Below are 17,232 nucleotides of genomic sequence, written 5' to 3'. Positions count from 1 at the left end.
GCAGGAGTTGACTGTCTAAAGTAAAATATTTGAATTATAATAGTGATTAAGTAAATTGAAAGTGAGGAGATTAAAATGAAAGTTTTATCAGTACAAGATGTTGCGAAAATAGTAGAAAAGCATGGGATTAACCAGTTTATGGGAGATCTTAAAAATTATATAAAAGACGATTTTATCAGATGGAATGAGTTTGATAAATCGCCTCGTTATGCAGCGCATGTTCCTGGTGGAGTTTTGGAGCTTATGCCTACAGCAGATAATGAGCTTTTTGCATACAAATGTGTTAACGGACATCCAGCAAACCCATTCGAAGGCAAACAAACAGTTGTTGCTACTGGGCAATTGAATGAAATCAAGTATGGTTATCCTCTACTTATATCTGAAATGACAGTACTAACAGCTCTTAGAACAGCTTCTGCTACAATCTTAGCGGCAGATTTTTTGGCTAGAAAAGATAGTAAAACTATAGCACTTATAGGTACTGGAGCACAGAGTGAGTTTCAAACTTTAGCACATAAGCTTATTCGTCCAATTGAGAAAGTACAGTATTTTGATACAGATCCAGAGGCGATGAAAAAATATGCTAATAATATGAAAGATGCAGGGCTTGAGCTAGTTGCTTGCAACAACGCTAAAGATGCTTGTGAAGGAGCTGACATAATAGTAGTTTGTACTGCCTGTAAGCTTCATGCTGTTGTAATTGAAAAGGAATGGGTCAAACCAGGTATGCATATTAGTGGGCTTGGTGGTGACTGCCCTGGTAAAACAGAACTTGAATCGGAGATATTATTTAAAGGTAAGGTTGTTGTTGAGTACACTGAGCAATCAATGATTGAAGGAGAAATTCAAAACTTATCAGAACAAGAGGTTGAGCAGGTACTTCATGCAGAAGTTTGGGAAATTGCAGCAGGACTTAAAAAAGGTCGTGAAAACGATCAAGAAATTACAATTTATGATTCTGTAGGTTTTGCTGTAGAGGATTTTTCAGTACTTCGTATGGTTTATGAGTTAGCAGAAAAATACGATATAGGGCATGATATGGAAATGGTTCCACCAATCAAAGATCCTAAAAATTTATTTTCAGCTATATAAGCAGAGGTTTTTATGAAGAAAGTAGAAGCAATCGGCGTAGCAATAGGAAATGCTGGGCGTGAAATAGGTTGTGGTAGAGCACCATATGTTTTATTAGATGCTCTTAGGGATAGAAGAATAGACTCTCAGATTCTTAATTATATTGGTGGTCGATCAGAAGTTGAAACTATGGCAAAATACTTTAATAAAGTTGCAATGAAAGTTTCAGACTTACTTGATAAGAATAAGTTTCCTTTAGTTCTTGGGGGAGATCATTCTTGTGCTATGGCAACATGAAGAAAAGCAAAATAATGAGTTAGGGTTGATATGGATAGATGCACATTTGGATAGTCATCGACCAGAACTTCATATACTAGCAATATACATGGTATGCCAGTTGCTCATCTACTTGGTTATGGTCATGATGAGTTGAAGAAAATATTAAATGATGAGCCAAAATTAAAACCTGAAAATATAGTGTTTTTTGGGATAAGGTCTTACGAGGCTCCAGAAAAAGAGTTGCTTGACAGCTTAGGCGTTAAAATTTATTATCAAGAAGATTTAAATACTAAGAATTTTGAAAAGATCTTCTTAGAAGAGTTTGTACGCTTAGAAAAAATCACAAATGGAAATGTTGGTATTAGTTTTGATTTGGATGGTCTTGATTCAACAAATCTTGATGCTGTCGGTACGCCGTTTGAAGATGGTATAGATTCAATAGTTTTTTATAACACTATTAGACAAATTAATTTTGGCAGTTTAGTTTGTTTTGAAATTGCAGAATATAATCCTCTTTTAGACAAAACAAAAGTTTCATTAGAATACATGCAAAACCTTTTAAGACTTGTCGAAAGAAACATTAAAGGTTAAAAATATTTCCTTCTTAATATCTATCTGTTTATAATTATCTTACAAGCTTATTTTATCGTTGTTTAATTTAGTATTATGAATCCTTCGAATTTGATTCTTATGACAGATAGTTATAAGCACTCACATCCCTATCAGTATCCTAAAAACACTACATACACTCATTTTTATATGGAAAGTAGAGGTGTGGCAAATGCTTATCTTGGAAGTGTTACCAGGTTTTTTGGATTACAGTATTATCTTAAAAAATATCTAAGCCAACCAATAACGCTAGCTATGATTGATGAAGCTGAAAAAGTTTTGAAAGCTCATGGTTTGGTTTTTTACCGTAAAGGTTTTGAACGAGTTTTAGAAAAGCATAATGGTTATTTTCCAGTTAGGGTAAGAGCTGTGAGAGAGGGCTCAATGGTGCCAACACACAATGTCTTAATGACTATAGAAAGTACAGATGAAGAGCTTGCATGGTTACCAGGTATGCTGGAAACTTTGCTTTTAAAAGTATGGTACCCAACAACAGTCGCTTCAATAAGCTCAAATATAAAAGAAACTATTAAAAAGTATCTTCAACAAACGTCAGATACGCTAGATAAACTAAATTTTATGCTTCATGATTTTGGTTATAGAGGTGTTTCATCTGAAGAGTCAGCAGGAATAGGTGGAGCTGCTCATTTGACTAACTTTATGGGCACAGACACACTAGCAGGGTTGAGAGTTTGTAAAGATTATTATGATGAGCAAATGGCAGGTTTTTCGATACCAGCAAGTGAGCATTCAACTATTACAAGTTGGGGTGAAGGTTCAGAGTGTGAAAAACAAGCTTTTGAAAATATGATAGAGCAATTTGGTGATGCTAGTGTACTATATGGTTGCGTTTCAGATAGCTGGGATTTTAAAAAAGCAATAAAAACTTGGGTTAGTCTCAAAGATAAGATAGCTGAGAAAAAAGCAAATTTAGTTATCAGACCAGATTCAGGAGATGCTTTAGATAATATTTTATATGCACTTGAGGAGCTAGAAAAAGGTTTTGGTGTAACAATCAACTCTAAAGGTTACAAAGTTATTAAAAATGTTGCACTTATCCAAGGAGATGGAGTAAATATTAATCTTATAGAAGAGATACTTTTAGCAATGCAAGAGCACAGATATTCAGCTGAGAATATTGCATTTGGTATGGGTGGAGCATTGTTACAAGGTAACTTTGAGTCATCTCTTAATCGTGATTCATTTAAGTTTGCAATAAAATGTTCTGCAATTATAAAAGATGGTAAGCTTTGTACAGTATCGAAAAACCCTATTACAGACCCTAATAAAAAGTCTAAAAAAGGGCGACTAGATTTGATAAAAAATCAGCATGGTGAATATGAAACAATAGTGCTAGATGATAGTTACGATATAGGGCAGTATCATTTGGAAAGCCAGCTTGAAACATATTTTGAAAATGGAAAAATTCTATTTGAACAAAGTTTAAAAAATATTAGGAATTATTAGAGAATATAAAAATGTATAACATAGGAGTATAAAAAATGGCACTTATTAAAGACTGGAATTTTTTTTGGGACAATCGTGAAAAATTCAAACTAGGTCACTTAACAACAGAAAAACCTAACCCTGAAACAGTAGGGCTTGCCGAAATGGCAGATTCGGGTCTAGGTAAAGCTGTAGAGATGATTAGAGCGGTAGATATTGATGCGATAACTAAAGTTAAAGAGTATGGTGCGGAAATTAATGAGCTTAAAGCTGATTTAATTGAAGTAATGCAATCAGGTAGAGTTTATATATCAGGTTGTGGTGCAACTGGTCGTTTGGCGATGTTTATTGAAAGTTTATGGAAAAGTAGGGCTCCAGCTGAATTAAAAGATAAAGTAATTGGCTTCATGGCAGGTGGTGATGGTGCTTTAGTTCGTTCTGTTGAAGGTTTTGAAGATTATGAAGAGTATGCTATTCGCCACATAAAAGAACTTGGATTTACAGAGCAGGATATGATGGTTGGTGTTACAGAGGGTGGTGAAACACCTTTCGTACTTTCAACAGTTGAGTATGCACGAGAGCATTCAAAATATAATCCATGGTTGGTTTATTGTAATGGTGATGAACTTTTAGCTAATGTGAAACGCTCGGATGATCTTATAAAAGCGGATGATGTAAAAAATGTTTGTATTGAAATTGGTTCGATGGCATTAGCCGGAAGTACAAGAATGCAAGCAACTTCTGTACAAACGCTATTTGTTGGTTTGGCATTATTTTCTATCATTGAAGATATTGACTACGCTAAAGAGTGCGATGCTTTGCTTGATGCGTTAAGAAATCTTGATTGTAATGAAGTTGCTAAGTTTACACAGTTTGAATCTAATTGTTATAAGCAAGGAGGCTATGCAACTTACCTTACTGATAGTAACTTAGGTTTAACTGTACTTACAGATACAACAGAACGCACACCAACATTTAGTGTAAATCCTTTTGAAAATACAAACCATCAGAACCCTGTTTCAAGTTATTGTTATCTAGCTGTGAAAGACAGTGCCAAAGAAAATGTGTGGGATCAAGTTCTTAACCATGAACCTAGAACGCTAGAGTGGGACTTTTCAAAAGAGCAAACGGGTGTTAAAAACTTACAAGGTTTTGATATATCTTTACAAGCATTAGAAAGAAGAAGTGTGTTGCCTAATCATCAAGTAATTGAAGTATCAAGTGCTAAAAATATGTTTGTTATAAACTATGCCGATACAAAATTAGAGATAAAGTATAAAGATATGTCTGAATTAAGCTCTCAAGTGCTTATAAAAATGGTGATGAATAGCCATTCTACACTTGTAATGGCTAGACTAGGTCGTTTCACTAGTAATATCATGACTTTTGTAACACCAGGCAATAATAAGCTGATAGATAGAGCTACAAGATATGTTGAATATCTACTTGATCAAGAAGGGATTACAAAACCTGCTTATGATGATATTGCTAAAAAGCTTTATGAGGTCTCTTTAGAGATGGATCCTACAGATGCTATCGTAATGGAAACTTATCGAGCAATAGCTAATAAATAACTTTTTTATTTATTTTGTTTTTTTATTTTTGTTAAATCGACAGTCTTTTGATGTTTGAGTTTACTTTTCAAATATTTACTGTGAGCCTTTAAATTTAGTAATATTGGTGGTATTGTGTAAAGTACATTACAATGTAAAAGGAGTTCATATGTTAGAGCATCATCCATTAATAAAAGAGTTTCCAGAACTAAAAGCACAAATTCATAATATCAAAGCCGACCATCATGTAAGTAAGCAGATGAAACAGTATGAGGATTTAGATAAAGAAGTATTCAACTTAGAAAGCACTGGTAAGTTTGAAGATGTCCGACTTGAGGATCTTAAAAAACAAAGACTTGAGTTGAAAGATTCTATTTATAAAGCTTTAATTAAATAATCTTCTACAACTAATATTTTCCTGAAATTTCAAAAAACTCTCTAGGAGTGTCCTAATGAATTGGTTAGATCTTATTTCACAAGAAAAGCAAAAACTATATTTTAAGCAAACACTCTCTTTTTTAGAGGCTGAAAAAGAGCAGGGTAAAATTATTTTTCCTGCTGAAGAAAATGTTTTTAATGCTTTTAAATTAACAGAATTTGATAATCTTAAAGTAGTTATCTTGGGGCAGGATCCATATCACAATTACAATCAAGCTCATGGGCTAGCTTTTTCTGTACAAAAAGGTGTCGACATTCCGCCATCTTTGCGCAATATGTATAAAGAGCTGGAAGCTAGTGTTGAAGGATTTCAAATCCCAACTCATGGTAATCTTGAAAAATGGGCAAAACAGGGGATTTTCTTGCTAAATACTACTCTTACTGTTGAAGCTCACAATGCAAATTCCCATAAAGATATTGGCTGGGAGACTTTTACAGATTCTATGATTCAGAAAATCTCTAAGTATAAGCAAAATGTTGTATTTATGTTATGGGGTGCTCATGCACGCAAAAAAAAGTCTTTGATTGATTCATCTAAGCATTTGGTGCTAGAGTCTTCACATCCATCGCCATTATCTGCATATAGAGGGTTTTTAGGTTGTGGACATTTTGTTTTAGCCAATGATTATCTACAGAAAAATAATCTTGGTGAAATAGAATGGAAGATATAACCCTAAGTAGATACTTAAATTAGACATAAACTCCTTTACGACAAATATCTCATTTTGTATCAGGGCGAGTGTTAAGCTTTGGTCTCATCAATTACATCAGTTCCTTTTGGAGTTTTAAAATTAAAATCCTCAGTTTTGATATTTGAGGTATTCATTTTTACATTATCAAATTTTATTTGAGTGTATTGATGTAAAGATGTTGAGATCTCTAAGCATTCTAGCTCACCACTACTATCAAATTTAATGGTAATGCTATTTATCATTTCATCATCTTTTGGCTTTAGGATGTAAGTGTTTTCTGATTTTTCTTTTATGTTAAATAACTTATCTAAGTTATTTGCATTTTTAGATAGTAAAATTAAATAAGGAAATTGAGCGATATTATTAGAAACTTTTTTAATAATAAGCTGTTCTAAATCAGCGTCATAAATCCATAATTTTGCACCATTTGACACTATTTGCTGGTTGTTTGGGGTTTTTGTAACCCATTTAAAATCACCAGGTTTTTTAAGGCTCATTATACCTTTTGAGTTATTGTTGCTGTTATTTTGACCATCGATAAGTTTTTGTGTGAAGTCAGCAGACATTGAGTTGATATTTTTAATTTTTGAAATTAAATCGTTCGTAGGAGAAGCAAAAAGTGTTGTAGCTAGAAGTGTGATAAATATAGTTAGGATTATTTTTTTCATTATTGTTCCCTATTTATTAGTACATCACGCATACCATTTTGGTTCATTTCGGAAACTATACCGTTATCTTCCATTTCTTCCATAAGTCTAGCTGAACGATTATAGCCTATTTTTAATTTTCTTTGCACTGCAGAAATAGAAGCTTTTTGAGATTTGATTACAATTTCAACAGCATCATTGTATAGAGGATCTTCACTGCTACCATTATCTCCGCTAGAACCATTTTCACCATCTTCACTAGTTTCTAAGATATCTTCAATATATTCAGGAGCACCATACTCTTTCCAAGCATCAACAACCTTATGTACTTCGTTATCATCGACGAAAGCACCATGGATACGCATAGGAGCTCCTAAACCTGGTTTTAGATATAGCATATCACCCATCCCCAAGAGCTGCTCAGCTCCTTGTTGATCAAGCATAATTCTAGAATCAATTTTTGCAGAAACTTGGAAAGACATTCTTGTTGGAATATTTGCTTTAATAAGTCCTGTAACCACATCTGCTGAAGGTCTTTGAGTTGCTAATATAATATGGATACCAGCAGCACGAGCTTTTTGTGCGAGTCTAGCAATAAGTTCTTCCACCTTTTTGCCAACTACCATTATCATATCTGCAAACTCATCAGCAACAACTACGATATATGGCATCTTAGTAAGTATTGGTGCTTCATGTGCTCGTTCTGGATTCATCTTAATAAACATTGTGTCTTTAAGTGGGCGACCATCTTTTTCAGCTTGCTCAATTTTATCGTTTAGTAAGGCAATATTTCTTACACCAGCTGCAGACATTAATGCATAACGGCGTTCCATTTCTTTTACACACCAGCGAAGAGAATTAGCAGCCTCTGTCATATCTGTAACTACAGGCGTAAGTAAGTGAGGGATACCATCATAGATAGAAAGTTCCAGCATTTTTGGATCTATCATAATGAATTTAAGTTGCTCAGGAGTACATTTGTAAAGCATACTTATAATCATTGAGTTAACACCTACAGATTTACCAGAACCTGTTGTACCAGCTACTAGTAGATGTGGCATTTTAGCAAGTTCAGCAAAAGTTGGTTTACCAGATATATCAACACCTATTCCCATTAGTGTTGGGGATTTAGAGTCTAAAAATTCGGGACAGCCTAGGACTTCTTTAATACGAACCATTTCACGTGTAGGATTAGGTAATTCAAGACCTACATAAGGCTTGCCTGGGATTACTTCAACAACCCTTACAGCTGTAGTTGATAATGCTCTAGCCAAATCTTGAGATATGCCAACAAGCTTGCTTACTTTAGTTCCACGAGCTAAATCTATTTCGTATCTTGTAATTACGGGGCCTGGGTAAGCACCTACAACTTTAGCGTTTATATTAAAGTCATTTAGGGTTTGTTCTAGTAAAGAGGATGTTTCATTGAGTTCTTGCTGTGATACAACTATTTTTTTATCTTCAGGTTCTAAGAGTAGGTCAATTGACGGCAGTCCAACTTTTTTAAAGTTGTCTCTAGTAGTAACTGCATTGTTAACTGGATTATTCTGTGTAACAGATTGGTTATTTAATGGTTGCTCAGTTTTAGCTTTAGGCATTACTGGGGCTGGAGTAGCTTCTACAAACTCTTCAAAGGAATCGAATCTTTTAGTCTCAGTTGACTCTATTTCTTCTGGAACTACAGGTTCAAAACCTCCATGTTCAGATCCGTTAACTATATTTTCTTCTGAGTCTTCTTCAAAGGATTTATTATCTATAAAAGTAAGTTCTTCATCGTTGTTAGGGTGACCTAAAATTTCTCTAAAAGTATCTTCATCACTTTGCTGTACACTTTGATCTGTTTTATTATCTAAACTTATGTTTGTTGATGCTTTTTCATCTTTTGATAAGTTGGAGGATTTATTTTTAAATTCCTCAAAATCATCAATCCTATTAATGTTATCTTTTTCTTTAGGTTTAGAGGTAGCAATATATGCAAGAGTTTTAGTTATTAACTTTGACACTTCTTTTATTAAGTTTAACCAAGAATTTCCACAATAAAGAGTTAGTCCAACAAAAAGAGTTATGATGAGAGTAAAAGATCCACCAACAGTACTTAGGTATTTAACTACAAATTTTGCACTCTCATATCCAAGAATACCTCCAGATCTTTGAGGAACCCAATAGTTTGCAAAGCTTAAATATAATTCAGCAAGACCAGTACATGAAAGGATGAAAATGACTATTCCAATGATTTTGATTGTAAACATAACATAGCTAAGCTGCTCGTCTTTAGGTTTTATGAGTAGCACTCGGATGATGTCAATTATTAAAAAAGGTATTAAAAAAGCAATTACACCAAATATTGCTAGTAGGAAGCTAGAAATATACGCTCCAACAGGGCCGGCATAATTTTTTGTGATAGTTTCTGAAGAGATACTACTCCAGCCAGCATCATTGATATTAAAAGTGAAAAGAGCAATGAAAAGATAGATTACTATAGCTGCTAATATTAGGACTAAAGCAATTTTAAGCCTTCCAACTGCATGATTTGTATTTTTATGTTTACTATCTGTCATGGTTTTGTATAGAATATAGGTGTTAAGCTTGTTAATAAAATCAAAGGATATTCTAACAAAAAAAAGCATAAAAATGTTAGAGTCTTTATAAATTAAAATATCTTAAGATAGCTAAGGAGAAATATTTTGGCGAAAATGCATGTTGCACTTGGTATAGTAGTTTGTTTTTTGGTATGGCTATTTTTCTTAATTTTCCCTAATGTTGATATAGATGTAGCTAGTCATTTTTATGATCCTTCAACGCAAGGTTTTGTTGGTGGTTATGATGGGGTTCTTGGATTTTTACACTGGTTTGCTAGATTCTTTCCAATATTTTTTTCTATTGGTGTGATTCTTTTTCTCCTAGGGTCGTTATTTATCAAATGTTTTCAGATTAAGCATCGCAAAGAAGTTTTTTTTGTTGCAGTTTGCTTGTGGATAGGACCAGGATTGGTCGTTAACTATATATTTAAAGATCATTGGGGTAGGCCTAGACCTGTTATGGTGCAAGAATTCTCTGGTGATATGGTTTTTCAAAAACCATTTGTTATATCCAATCAATGTGGTAAAAACTGCTCTTTTGTATGTGGTGATGCATCAATGGGGTTTTGGTTGTTTGCATTTATGCCACTTTTAGTGACTCGTAAAAAGAAACTGGTAGCTTTTACTGCAGCTATATTAGCTGGAGGAGGGTTAGGTTGGATGAGAATGGCACAAGGAGGACACTTCTTTAGTGATGTGATTTTCTGTGGGGTGTTTGTCTATATTTGTACATGGCTTATTTACTGGGTTATGTATGAGAGAAAGAAACCTTCTGTTGAGACTTGATGCTAGAAGGTCAGTTTGACAGCTTTTGGTCTGCTATGTTACACTTAGTGATGTCGGTTTTTTACCACAGATAATTTTAAAAGAAGAGGATGCGTAATTCTATAGAACTAATTTGAAAGTCATAACACTTAATGATGATTATGTTTCTAGAGATTATGCCGAAAAAAGTCAAAAAGTTATGATTTGATTTTTTGGGTCTAGTACTGAAAGGTGTTAGAACTGTCACACTTGCTTGAGTGTGGAGAGCTTCTGGTCTTAGCATAAATATATGCAGGGTCTCAGCCTCTTGATTTTTGAAAGCTTTCAGAGAATTTATTTAGTAATAAATTTTAAGTATGAATTGTTAAAAAAAGGATAGTATAAATGTCAGAAAAGTTAAATAGAAGTTTACAATCCCGCCATATGTCGATGATAGCTTTAGGCGGTTGTATCGGTACAGGACTATTCTTAGCTCTTGGTGGTGCAATAGCAGATGCAGGCCCAGGAGGTACAGTGCTTGCATATATTGTGATTTCGGTGATGGTTTATTTTTTAATGACTAGCTTGGGTGAGATGGCGGCTCATAGGCCTGTGAGTGGATCATTTTGTGAATATGCTACTCGTTATGTTGATCCTGCTCTTGGCTTCAGTACAGGGTGGAGTTATTGGTTTAACTGGGCGATTACGATAGCTGTAGAAATTGTGGCTGCTGGTGTAGTAATGCAGTACTGGTTTCCTGGTACTTCAATTATCCTATGGGGACTAGGCTTTTTTGCGTTAGTTTTTATTATAAATCTTTTGTCTGTCAGAGTGTTTGGTGAGTTTGAATATTGGCTGTCTTTCATAAAGGTTTCTACAGTTATTATATTCATTGTAGTAGGATTTTTATCTATATTAGGGTTGGTTGGTAATCATGAGAGTATTGGTTTTCATAACTGGCATATAGGAGACGCTCCTTTTCATAATGGGTGGCTAGGCTTTATTTCCGTATTTATGATAGCAGGATTCTCATTTCAAGGTAGTGAATTTATAGGTGTTACAGCAGGAGAAGCCAAAGATCCCAGTACTTCAATTCCAAAAGCAATTAAGCAAACATTTTGGAGGCTATTTTTGTTTTATGTGTTGGCTGTAATTGTTATTAGTACACTTATCCCATATAATGCCCCGTTTTTAATAAATGGGGCAGCTAGTGAAGATGTTTCTGCTAGTCCTTTTACAATCGTTTTTCAAGATATAGGTTTAAGTTCGGCAGCAACTATAATGAATGTTATCATCTTAACAGCTATAATCTCAGCATGTAATGCTAGTATGTACAGTGCTACCCGAGTTTTGTGGCATCTTTCCAAAATTAATCAAGCACCTAAGTTTTTTGCAAAAACTAATTCTAATGGAACTCCAATGTATGCTTTATTAGCAACATGTTTGATTGGATCAGCTTTTATTTTTGAACCGTTGGTTGGGGAAGATAGATTTTTTGGTCTATTAGTGAATATTTCTAGTTTAGCAGGCTTTATTGCTTGGTTTACTATAGCTATAAGTCATTATCGTTTTAGAAGAGCTTATATTAAGCAAGGTAAGAACCTTAAAGATCTTCCATTTGTAGCAAAATTCTTCCCTTTTGCGCCTATATTCGCATTACTACTTGTATCTATAATAATATTAGGCCAAGCAGGTGTGATTTTTTCTAATTATGATAGAAGTTGGGCTAGTCTTTTATTTGAGTTCATAACAACATATGTAGGTTTTTTTGGCTTTGTAGCATTATACTTTGGTTATAAATATATTAAGAAGACCAAGCTTATAAAGTTAGAAGACTGTGATTTAACTTCAGAATCTTAGGTGCAAGATGAGTGTTTTTTTGATTGATGGTAATGTTGGAAAGCTAGAAGTAGCTCATGATGAAGTAAAAAATTCTAGTGAAGATATTGTTGCTATAATCTGTCACCCTCATCCACTATATCAAGGGACTATGCATAATAAAGTAGTTACGACTATTTCAAGAGCAATGAAAACTCTTGGCATTGAGTCTTATAGATTTAATTATCGTGGGGTTGGAAATAGTGAAGGTCAGTATGGCGATGGGATTGGAGAGCTTGAGGATTTACTTTCTGTATATGATTGGATTAAAACTAATACCCAATTTAAAAAGATTATTTTATGTGGATTCTCATTTGGTGGAGCTATCGCATATAAAGGGCTTTCGAGCATTTTAGAAACGAATATCTTGGTTACTGTAGCGCCAGCTGTTGACAGATTTGATCTTACTAGTTATCCTCAACCTAGGGATGTTAAGTGGCTCGTTGTACAGGGTATAGATGATGATACGGTTAGAGCATCATCAGTTTTTGATTTTGTGCTAAATAAGGTGAACTCAGATTTGACATTAGTAAAGAAAAATCATGTAGGACATTTTTTTCATGGCAAACTTACTGATCTAAAAGTAACAATAGAAGATTTTGTAAAACCTATAATCAAATAATAGTAAAAAACACAGAAGGGATATATCAATGAACAGAAAAGTAGCACTTGAAGCAGTAAGAATAACAGAGTTGGCAGCATTAGCTTCTTGGGGACAAATGGGTCGAGGTGATAAGATAGCTGCTGATCAGGCGGCTGTTGATGCAATGAGAAAGGCTTTTAATGACGTTGATATTGATGGTACTGTAGTTATTGGTGAAGGTGAGCTGGATGAAGCTCCTATGCTGTATATTGGTGAGAAAGTTGGTGCTGGTGGCTGTAAGGTTGATATAGCTTTGGATCCACTTGAAGGAACTACAATCACATCTAAAGGTGGTGCTAATGCGCTAACTGTATTGGCAATGGCTGATGAAGGTGGTTTCTTAAATGCTCCAGATGTTTATATGGAGAAAATTGCTGTAGGTGGCATTACTGCTCCTAAAGGCATAGTTGATCTTGATGATTCTGTGACAGATAATCTAAAAAGAATTGCTGAGTATAAAGGAGTTCATATGTCAGCGTTAGTTGTATGTACTATGGACAGACCAAGGCATGCAAGTATTATTAAAGAAGCTCGTGAATGTGGAGCTAGAGTAATACTTATAGATGATGGCGATGTTTCTGGAGTTATAGCTACAGCTACGGAAGGTTCTGGTATAGATGTGTTTATAGGTACAGGTGGTGCTCCTGAAGGTGTGTTATCTGCTGCTGCTTTAAAGTGTCTAGGTGGACAAATGCAAGCAAGACTTGTTTTCCATGATGATGCTGAAATTAAAAGAGCACATAAGTGGGGTATTACAGATCTTGATAAAAAATACGATATAGATGATCTTGCTTCAGGTGATATTATATTCGCTGCAACAGGTGTAACTGACGGTAATATGCTTCAAGGTGTAAAGCGTATTAAAAGCCCACTTCGTGGTTCTTTTGCAGTTACTCATAGTGTAGTAATGCGTTCTACAACAAAAACTGTAAGACATATTACAGCAGAGCACAGCTTTGATTTTAAAGATGGTGTTGAGAACTTCATGTCTTAACCTTGTTTGTAAGATCTATAATCAAATTTAATATCTCTATCTATATTTCTGAAACCAATTTCTTATAAAATGAATTATAAAAGCTCTAGATGGTGAATTCCGTTTTGTAGACGGGGACTATAATGCTCAAGTGGTTTATAAGTAAGTCTTATTGTAATTAATAAGTATTTATTTCTAGGCTCTTTATAAAAGTATGATTGAATTAACTGTTTTCATACAGTTTAAATGGGGCAAATGCATTGAGTAATTAGAGTTTGTCTACTCGATTAAGTATAGTGCGTAATTTCAGCTAATAAGAGTTATGACAAGGCGCCTATATTAGTAAGCTTATAGAATTTATTTAAAAATAACTGAAAAAAAATTTAGTTATTTTTGGTGATTTGTGTCGAATAAAATGTTTTTTCGTTTTGAAAAGGATTGAAAAGCTTTTATATGTGATATATAATCACGGCGATTCACCTACTTAATACAGTTTAGTTTAAGTGTTAATACTTTTAAAAATAAGGATTTACTATAATGAAACTTAAGAAAATAGTTCTAGCTACTTCAGTGCTTTTGGGTACTTTTACAGCTTCTTTCGCTGCTGATGCAGTAGCTGATACTGATACTAGTATGACAACTGATGTATCATCTACAATGGATAAGCCAGAGGCTTCTAGTGTTAGTGATAATTCTATTATTACTCCATTTGCTAGCACTTATAGCTCTATAACGAATGAGAATGATACTTGGGGTCCTCAGGATAGAACAGGTCAATGGTATCTAGGTGTAGGTGCTAGTGGTCTTGCGGATAGTGGTAACTCCCCTTCAGGTGGTGCAGCTAATTTCCTTTTAGGTTATAACATCAATAAATATTTTGCTGTTCAATATAATCAAATGGTAGGTAAGCATTTTGCTGGTATAGGTGAAGGTGTCCTTAATCTGAGTAATAGTACTATGTTTACTCCATATGCTGCTGCTGGTGCTGGTTGGGGTAATTTATCAGGTCAAGCAACTGGTGCTTGGGATGTTGGTGGTGGTCTTAAATTTGAACTATCAAGACATGTTCAGGCAAGTGTTGACTATAGATATATTCAAACAATGGCTCCAGTGGGCACAGGCTCTAATGCTATGGGTGCTACAAATAATATTGGTGCTGGTTTAACTTGGTTCTTTGGTGGTGATGAGAATGCTCAAAATACATCAGCGATACAAGATAACGGTGCTAAGACTGCTGCAGAAACAATCCCTACAGTTGATGAGAGTAAATATACTCTTCCAGAAGGTATTCAACAATGCGAAGGTAACTTCAACTTAACTAAAGATGGAGTAGCTTGCTATACTGTTGATGGTGATGATGTTACTGTTTATTTAGATACTAAATTTGCGTATGATAGCACTGATCTAAATACTAAAGGCAAAGATGCGATAGCTTCTTTTGTTAAATTTGTGAAAGGTAGTGATATTGCTTCTGTAACTGTTAAAGGTTATGCTTCACAAGGTCAAACTGGTGGCGAGTTTGAAATCTATAACCAGAAACTTTCTGAGAAAAGAGCAGAAGCTGTTGCAGATTACATGGAAAACCTAGGTCTAGCTTCTGATAAGATTGATACTAAAGGTTTTGGTTACTACGATACTCTAGAAGGTGTTGATAAAACTGATACTGCTAACCAACGTGTACAAGCTAGTGTTTCAGCTCCTTTGAAGAAATCTTAATTCCTTTTAAGCTATATTCCTTGCCTTTTCTAGGCACTAAAAATCATATTTAATTTATTTCAGCTGAATAAAGCAACTTTTATATTGTTTTATATGTTTTGTAGCGTTTATTTTGATTTTGAGTCTAAAAAAATATGATCAGAGATTTTATTAAATTAATTGTGAATGTCTATGTGCTTTTTAAGAGGCTTAAAAAACAAAAGCTTTATATATTGTGGTTTTGTAGTGAATGACAGATTAAAGAATTTTTTATAAGAAACTTGATGGTGAGAGAGCTATTTATTTTCATCCCAAGTATTTCTAAGGGTTACAGTTCTGTTAAATACTGGTTTATCCTTTGAATGATCTTCTCTGTCTGTGACAAAATATCCAATCCTATTAAATTGGAAGCGTTCTTCGGCATTAGCATCTTTTAGAGATTTTTCTACTTTAGCATTTTTGGTTAATAAGAAAGAATTAGGATTGATACTAGTTTCAAGGTTTTCATCCGAACTTGGGTTTTCAGTATTAAATAGTCTGTCATATATTCTTACTTCTGCATCAATACAGTTGTTAGCATCAACCCAGTGAAGAATACCTTTAGGCTTTATACCGTCATCTGGTTTTTTACCACCAAGTGTTTCTGGTAAATAGCTACAAATGAGCTCAGTGACCTTTCCAGCTTGATTAGTAATTACCTCTTCACAATCAAGAACAAAAGCATTCATTAAGCGAATCCTACCATTAGGACTTAGTTTTTTCATACCTTTTTCTAACTCAAATACAAAGTCTTCATTATCAATATAAATTGTATCTGATATAGTAATATCTCTTCTACCAAAATCAGGGTTTTGAGGATGGTTTGGCACATTTAATGTTTGTGTTGGCATATCTTTGATAGTTACTTTTAGTGGCTCAAGCACAGCATTTTTTCTAAGGGCATTTTTGTTTAGATCATTTCTTATGGATTCTTCTAAAATTGACATATCTATAATTGAATCTTGTTTAGATATACCAACAGTTTCACAGAAATTAACTATAGATTCTGGAGTATAACCTCTACGACGAAAGCCTTTTATGGTTGGCATGCGCGGATCATCCCAGCCATTAACAAGCTTGTTATCAACCAAATGCTTTAACTTTCTTTTACTCGTGATTGTGTAGTTTAAGTTTAACCTTGAGAACTCTATTTGTTGTGGCTTTAATTCAAATTCTGCTTCAGTTACAATCCATTCGTAGAAAGGTCTTTGATCTTGAAACTCAAGAGTACAAAGTGAATGAGTTATCTCTTCAATAGCATCTTCAAGAGGGTGAGCAAAACTATACATTGGATATATGCACCATTTATCACCAGTTTTAGGATGATGTGCAAATTTTATCCTATAAAGTGCAGGGTCACGCATGTTTATGTTACCTGAGCTCATATCTATTTTTGCTCTTAGTGTTTTACTGCCAGCTTCAAATTCACCATTTTTCATTGCTTCAAAGAGTTTCAAATTCTCTTCTACAGATCTATCTCTATATGGGCTGTTTTTGCCGCCTTCTTTAAGTGTTCCTCGATATTCGCGAACTTCATCAGCAGATAAGTCACAGACAAAAGCTTTATCTTTTTTAATGAGGGTAATAGCTATTTCATACATTTTTTCGAAGTATTCTGATGCAAAGTGAGGGGTGTTTTCCCACTGAAACCCAAGCCAATTAACATCCTCTTCGATGGCTTTGATATATTCTATATCTTCTTTTTCTGGGTTAGTATCATCAAATCGTAAGTTACATTTTCCAGTAAATTCATTGGCGATACCAAAATTCAAACAGATTGATTTAGCATGACCAATATGTAAATAGCCATTTGGCTCTGGGGGAAATCTTGTTAGTACACTAGAGATCTTTTTTGTCCCAAGATCTTTTTTTATTATATTTTTAATGAAGTTAGTTTTATTTGTGATGGTTTTATTATCCATTTGTTAAAAGAAAAGGGTTGTTTA

The 17,232-nt window shown here is 34.2% G+C and carries 11 protein-coding genes, 4 pseudogenes and 1 riboswitch; of the genes and pseudogenes, 11 read left to right on the top strand and 4 right to left on the bottom strand.

Annotation, left to right across the window (positions count from 1 at the left end; translation table 11 throughout):
• Window positions 1-75 precede the first annotated feature (75 nt).
• The 6 genes and pseudogenes from CDH04_RS07580 to ung all read left to right on the top strand — a co-directional run.
• Window positions 76-1,092 carry an ornithine cyclodeaminase gene (locus CDH04_RS07580; protein WP_112870448.1) on the top strand — a complete coding sequence of 339 codons (1,017 nt, stop codon included), beginning with the start codon at window positions 76-78 and terminating at the stop codon, window positions 1,090-1,092.
• 12 nt (window positions 1,093-1,104) lie between these two features.
• Window positions 1,105-1,941, top strand: a pseudogene (locus tag CDH04_RS07575) (arginase family protein).
• A gap of 75 nt (window positions 1,942-2,016) precedes the next feature.
• Window positions 2,017-3,426, top strand: coding sequence for a nicotinate phosphoribosyltransferase (locus CDH04_RS07570; RefSeq protein ID WP_112870447.1), 1,410 nt, complete (start codon window positions 2,017-2,019; stop codon window positions 3,424-3,426).
• A gap of 35 nt (window positions 3,427-3,461) precedes the next feature.
• A complete protein-coding gene (locus CDH04_RS07565) occupies window positions 3,462-4,979 on the top strand; it encodes an N-acetylmuramic acid 6-phosphate etherase family protein (RefSeq protein ID WP_112870446.1) in 1,518 nt (505 codons plus the stop codon).
• A gap of 148 nt (window positions 4,980-5,127) precedes the next feature.
• Window positions 5,128-5,355: an HP1242/YdcH family protein gene (locus CDH04_RS07560; RefSeq protein ID WP_112870445.1), complete on the top strand. Its 228-nt coding sequence runs from the start codon at window positions 5,128-5,130 to the stop codon at window positions 5,353-5,355.
• Window positions 5,356-5,398: 43 nt separating this feature from the next.
• Window positions 5,399-6,067, top strand: a pseudogene (gene ung / locus CDH04_RS07555) (uracil-DNA glycosylase); the annotation flags it as partial.
• 71 nt (window positions 6,068-6,138) lie between these two features.
• Here the strand turns inward: ung and lolA are convergent.
• From lolA to CDH04_RS10135, 3 genes and pseudogenes are all read right to left on the bottom strand, one after another.
• Window positions 6,139-6,756, bottom strand: coding sequence for an outer membrane lipoprotein periplasmic chaperone LolA (lolA, locus tag CDH04_RS07550; RefSeq protein WP_112870443.1), 618 nt, complete (start codon window positions 6,754-6,756; stop codon window positions 6,139-6,141).
• Window positions 6,756-8,228: pseudogene (locus CDH04_RS10140) on the bottom strand (DNA translocase FtsK); the annotation flags it as partial. The pseudogene CDH04_RS10140 and the gene lolA, both read right to left, overlap by 1 nt.
• Window positions 8,229-8,761: 533 nt before the next feature.
• A pseudogene (locus CDH04_RS10135) lies at window positions 8,762-9,293 on the bottom strand (DNA translocase FtsK 4TM domain-containing protein); the annotation flags it as partial.
• 135 nt (window positions 9,294-9,428) lie between these two features.
• On the opposite strand from CDH04_RS10135, the gene lpxF reads away from it, so the two are divergent.
• The 5 genes from lpxF to CDH04_RS07520 all read left to right on the top strand — a co-directional run bounded on the left by lpxF (window position 9,429) and on the right by CDH04_RS07520 (window position 15,268).
• Entirely contained in the window at window positions 9,429-10,100 is a 672-nt protein-coding gene (gene lpxF / locus CDH04_RS07540; protein WP_409254766.1) for a lipid A 4'-phosphatase LpxF, read from the top strand.
• A gap of 75 nt (window positions 10,101-10,175) precedes the next feature.
• A riboswitch (Lysine riboswitch) is annotated at window positions 10,176-10,357 on the top strand.
• Window positions 10,358-10,463: 106 nt separating this feature from the next.
• Window positions 10,464-11,918: an amino acid permease gene (locus CDH04_RS07535; RefSeq protein WP_112870440.1), complete on the top strand. Its 1,455-nt coding sequence runs from the start codon at window positions 10,464-10,466 to the stop codon at window positions 11,916-11,918.
• Between the two features lie 7 nt (window positions 11,919-11,925).
• Window positions 11,926-12,558, top strand: a complete 633-nt coding sequence (locus CDH04_RS07530; protein ID WP_112870439.1) for an alpha/beta hydrolase — start codon at window positions 11,926-11,928, stop codon at window positions 12,556-12,558.
• 28 nt (window positions 12,559-12,586) lie between these two features.
• A complete protein-coding gene (gene glpX, locus CDH04_RS07525; RefSeq protein WP_112870438.1) occupies window positions 12,587-13,573 on the top strand; it encodes a class II fructose-bisphosphatase in 987 nt (328 codons plus the stop codon).
• A 516-nt stretch (window positions 13,574-14,089) separates the two neighbouring features.
• Window positions 14,090-15,268: an OmpA family protein gene (locus CDH04_RS07520; RefSeq protein ID WP_112870437.1), complete on the top strand. Its 1,179-nt coding sequence runs from the start codon at window positions 14,090-14,092 to the stop codon at window positions 15,266-15,268.
• Between the two features lie 275 nt (window positions 15,269-15,543).
• Here CDH04_RS07520 and CDH04_RS07515 read toward each other — a convergent pair whose 3' ends face one another.
• Window positions 15,544-17,208 (bottom strand): glutamine--tRNA ligase/YqeY domain fusion protein, encoded by a 1,665-nt coding sequence (locus CDH04_RS07515; RefSeq protein WP_112870436.1) that lies wholly within the window; start codon window positions 17,206-17,208, stop codon window positions 15,544-15,546.
• Between the last annotated feature and the right edge of the window lie 24 nt (window positions 17,209-17,232).

Source organism: Francisella adeliensis (assembly GCF_003290445.1).
GTDB lineage: Bacteria > Pseudomonadota > Gammaproteobacteria > Francisellales > Francisellaceae > Francisella > Francisella adeliensis.
Note: the sequence above shows the minus strand (reverse complement) of the source record. Positions and strands in the feature narration are given on the sequence as shown.